At 64.7% G+C, this 3,134-nt stretch carries 4 protein-coding genes; all 4 read right to left on the reverse strand.

Annotated elements, in window-relative coordinates; all coding sequences use genetic code 11:
* Positions 1–796, reverse strand: a 796-nt coding sequence (gene dinB, locus HUU96_RS13855; RefSeq protein WP_174293335.1) for a DNA polymerase IV, incomplete at its 3' end; no start/stop codon positions are given.
* A gap of 494 nt (positions 797–1,290) precedes the next feature.
* Entirely contained in the window at positions 1,291–1,983 is a 693-nt protein-coding gene (locus HUU96_RS13860; protein ID WP_217430336.1) for an RES family NAD+ phosphorylase, read from the reverse strand.
* 5 nt (positions 1,984–1,988) lie between these two features.
* The gene (locus tag HUU96_RS13865) at positions 1,989–2,429 is read right to left on the reverse strand and encodes an antitoxin Xre-like helix-turn-helix domain-containing protein (RefSeq protein ID WP_174293337.1); all 441 of its coding nucleotides are present in this window, start codon (positions 2,427–2,429) and stop codon (positions 1,989–1,991) included.
* 90 nt (positions 2,430–2,519) lie between these two features.
* Positions 2,520–3,134, reverse strand: a 615-nt coding sequence (locus tag HUU96_RS13870) for a plasmid partitioning protein RepB C-terminal domain-containing protein (protein WP_174293338.1), incomplete at its 5' end; no start/stop codon positions are given.

A 3,134-nucleotide genomic window follows, 5' to 3' on the forward strand; every position in this document is an offset into this window, starting at 1 on the left:
CGGCCTCGATGTCGGCAGCTTCCGTCAGGTCGCGGTCGAACGTCGTCTCCGAGCCGGAGGACTTCCGCTGGCGGTTCGGGTTCACGGGACGATGATCCTCGGCTCGCGCGATCGCGTGGTACCAACCGGCAGCGCTACCGAAATGCTGCTCGAGAAAGGCGAGCGGCTTGGCACGGAGATCGGCGCCGGTTTCGATGCCGAGCCGCTTCATCTTTGCCGCAGTCACCGGGCCGACGCCGTGGAAGCGCGCGACCGCCAGCGTCTCGACCCAGGTCGCACCCATGTCCGGCGTGACCGCGAACTGGCCGTTCGGCTTGCGCTGGTCAGACGCGAGCTTGGCCAGGAACTTGTTGTAGGAAATGCCGGCCGAGGCGGTGAGGCCGGTCTCTTCCAGGATGCGCGCCCGGATCGCCTTGGCCGTTGCCCAGGCGGTCGGTAGCCCGGCGCGATTGTCGGTCACATCGAGATAGGCTTCGTCGAGCGACAGCGGCTGGGTGAGCGAGGTAAACTCGGCGAAGATGGCGTGGATCTGGCGCGACACCGTCTTGTAGACATCGAACCGCGGCGGCACGAACCTGAGCTCGGGACAGCGGCGGAGCGCGGTGACCGAGGGAAGCGCAGAGCGCACGCCGAACGCCCGCGCCTCATAGCTCGCCGCCGCGACCACGCCGCGCGCGGCGGCATAGCCAACCGCGACCGGACGACCGCGCAGCGCAGGGTCGTCGCGTTGCTCTACCGACGCGAAGAATGCGTCCATGTCGACATGGATGATCTTGCGAGTCGATCCGCTTTCCATCGGTGCAGCCCTAGCAGTGATAGAACGGATGAGGAACGTTCTAAAAAGCTATCGCGGCGCGACTTGCAAAAACCAAGCTCGGATAATTGTTCAGCGCGAGCCGGCGAAGGTATCTGAGCTGGCGGCGGGTGCGCTACACGTGCCGGCCAACATCGACGGCGGTGGGTTGCAGCGGTTGGCGGCGGACAGGCGAGCAGCCGCTGGACGAGTGTTTAAGCGCGCTGATTGGAGCGCGCCGTTGATCGGGCGGCGTTCGCGTTCATTCCCGACACCGCGGCGGGTCGGCACGCGGGCGCCCAACGTTTCCCACGTACGGGCCGCCACGCCCTCGATGAGCGAGACGTCCTCGGCCGATCAATTCCTCGGCTCGCGGGTGTTGACATAGAACGAGGCGCGGAACCGATCCTCGCCGCCGGGGGCCTGTGGTCGCTCGAAGAAGATGAAGTGGTCGAACGTGGAAACCCCACGGTAGGCCGGCGAATACGTCTCGATATTCAGACTTGGTCGACTCTTGAGATTTGGGGCTCTGGTTTCCCGTTCCATGTGAGCCTCCAGACTTTCCCTTGGGCGACGGATTGAACTGCGTGCGGCCACAAAGCGGCGACGCACGTGCCACTGGGGCAACGCACGGAGGGATAGATGACGCCATTGAGGCCGGCGGCTCTTGCGGCATTCGCCATGGCATTCCCTGCGGCGTAACCCCGCGTCTCATCGGGATCGAGCGCTTGGTGATCGGGACGCTGCCGGAGGTCCAAGAACTCGCCAGCCAGGCTGGCGTGCATCTCCGCATAGTCGACGACCGCGTTGAAGTCACCGGCATCCGCCAAAGCCTGCGTCAGGTGGTATGCGACCTCGGCGACACTAGTCTCGACTTCAAGCGCGGCGTACCACGCCCCGCGATCGGGTCCATTGAAGCGGCTTAGCGCCCGCGGCTTGGCGTATGCGAAGCTCGCGTTGATGAAGCGGGCATGGGCGACGCCATGCACCAGTTCGTTGGCGGGCAGCCCAGCGATACCGCGCGTCTCAGCCGTCAGGCGGCGGCTGGTCGCTCCCTCAATCTCGGCAAGGGCGGCAAGATCGTCTCCGTCGACAAGCTCCGCAAGCACCGAATCCCTCAGCCTCGCCGTCGTGACGAGCCGGACCGTGTGCGGGAACGCTTCCCGCACGACGGGCACGCCATCGATCATCAAGATCAGAGGCCGCCGCGCAGCGCATCGACATATTGGCGCGTCTCGAGCATCCGCGGGATCCCGCCCTCGATCATCGCCACGATCGGCGTGAGCCGCTCGAAGACAGGGCCTCGGTTCGCGAGCCTGGGCCAGCGATCGGCCATCGAGTCCGCAAATAGGAGGTGCAGCCCCTTGAACACCCCGACCAGCGCCGAGATACGGGTCAGCTGATCCTGGCTCAGCTCGCCGTCCCAGCGGCCGGCCTTAATTCTATCCCAGGTGCTCAGCGAAACGCCGAGCAGCGCGGCGGCTTCGGCGTTGCCAAGCTCCCATCGTTCGGCCAGCTTGCGAAAGGCTCGCGCCGCGGCGCCTGACAGGCGGCTCCGATCCTGCTCGCTCGAGAATGTTTGAAGCTCACCGGCTACCGCAGCGCCCGGCTGATCAATCTGGGCTGGATGGGCCATATCGCGTCTCCTGATGAGGAGATATGCGTCATGTGACGAGTTGTCAAGCTGAGCGGGATCGTTTGCTCCATTCGGCCAGCGAGTGGAAGCTCATGCGGCCTTCTGCAGATCGGCGATCTTCTGAAACTCGGCAAGAATGTCGGCATGGTGCCGCGCCAGATGGCGCACGATGCGTGCGTTGCCGAGTAGACTGCCGACATAGCCCGTCGCCAGGACGAGATCGAGATGGTCAGAGCCATAGCCCTGTTCGATGTGCTTCAGCTCCCGGTCGAGGTTCTCGGACTCACGCTGCATCGTCGCGATCTGCTCTTCCGACAGACCGCGCTGGCGGCGCTCCTTGCCTTCGACGAGCTGGTCGGCCGGCGTCGCGGCCACCAGCGACTTGGCGTATGCGATCGAATAGCGGTTCATCGTGATCATCGCCTGCGCGGCCTCGATCTGCCGGACAGGCTTGAGGAAGCGCAGCTCGGTGAAGACGTTGAGCGGCACGTGCTTGTCGCGCAGTAGATCGGCCACCTCGGGGCAAATGCCGACGAGAAGATTGCGCTTCATGCGGATGTTCTGGATGTTGACGTTCAGCGCTCGCGCGAGCCGTTCCTCCGACACGCCCTTCTTGACGGCATTCAGAATCATCCGGTGTTCCTGGATCGTCGCCATCCGGCTGATGCGCTTGTTGTAGGTGAAGGCCTCGTCGTCGATCGCGAT

The organism is Sphingomonas bacterium, assembly GCF_903644135.1.
Classification (GTDB): domain Bacteria; phylum Pseudomonadota; class Alphaproteobacteria; order Sphingomonadales; family Sphingomonadaceae; genus Sphingomonas.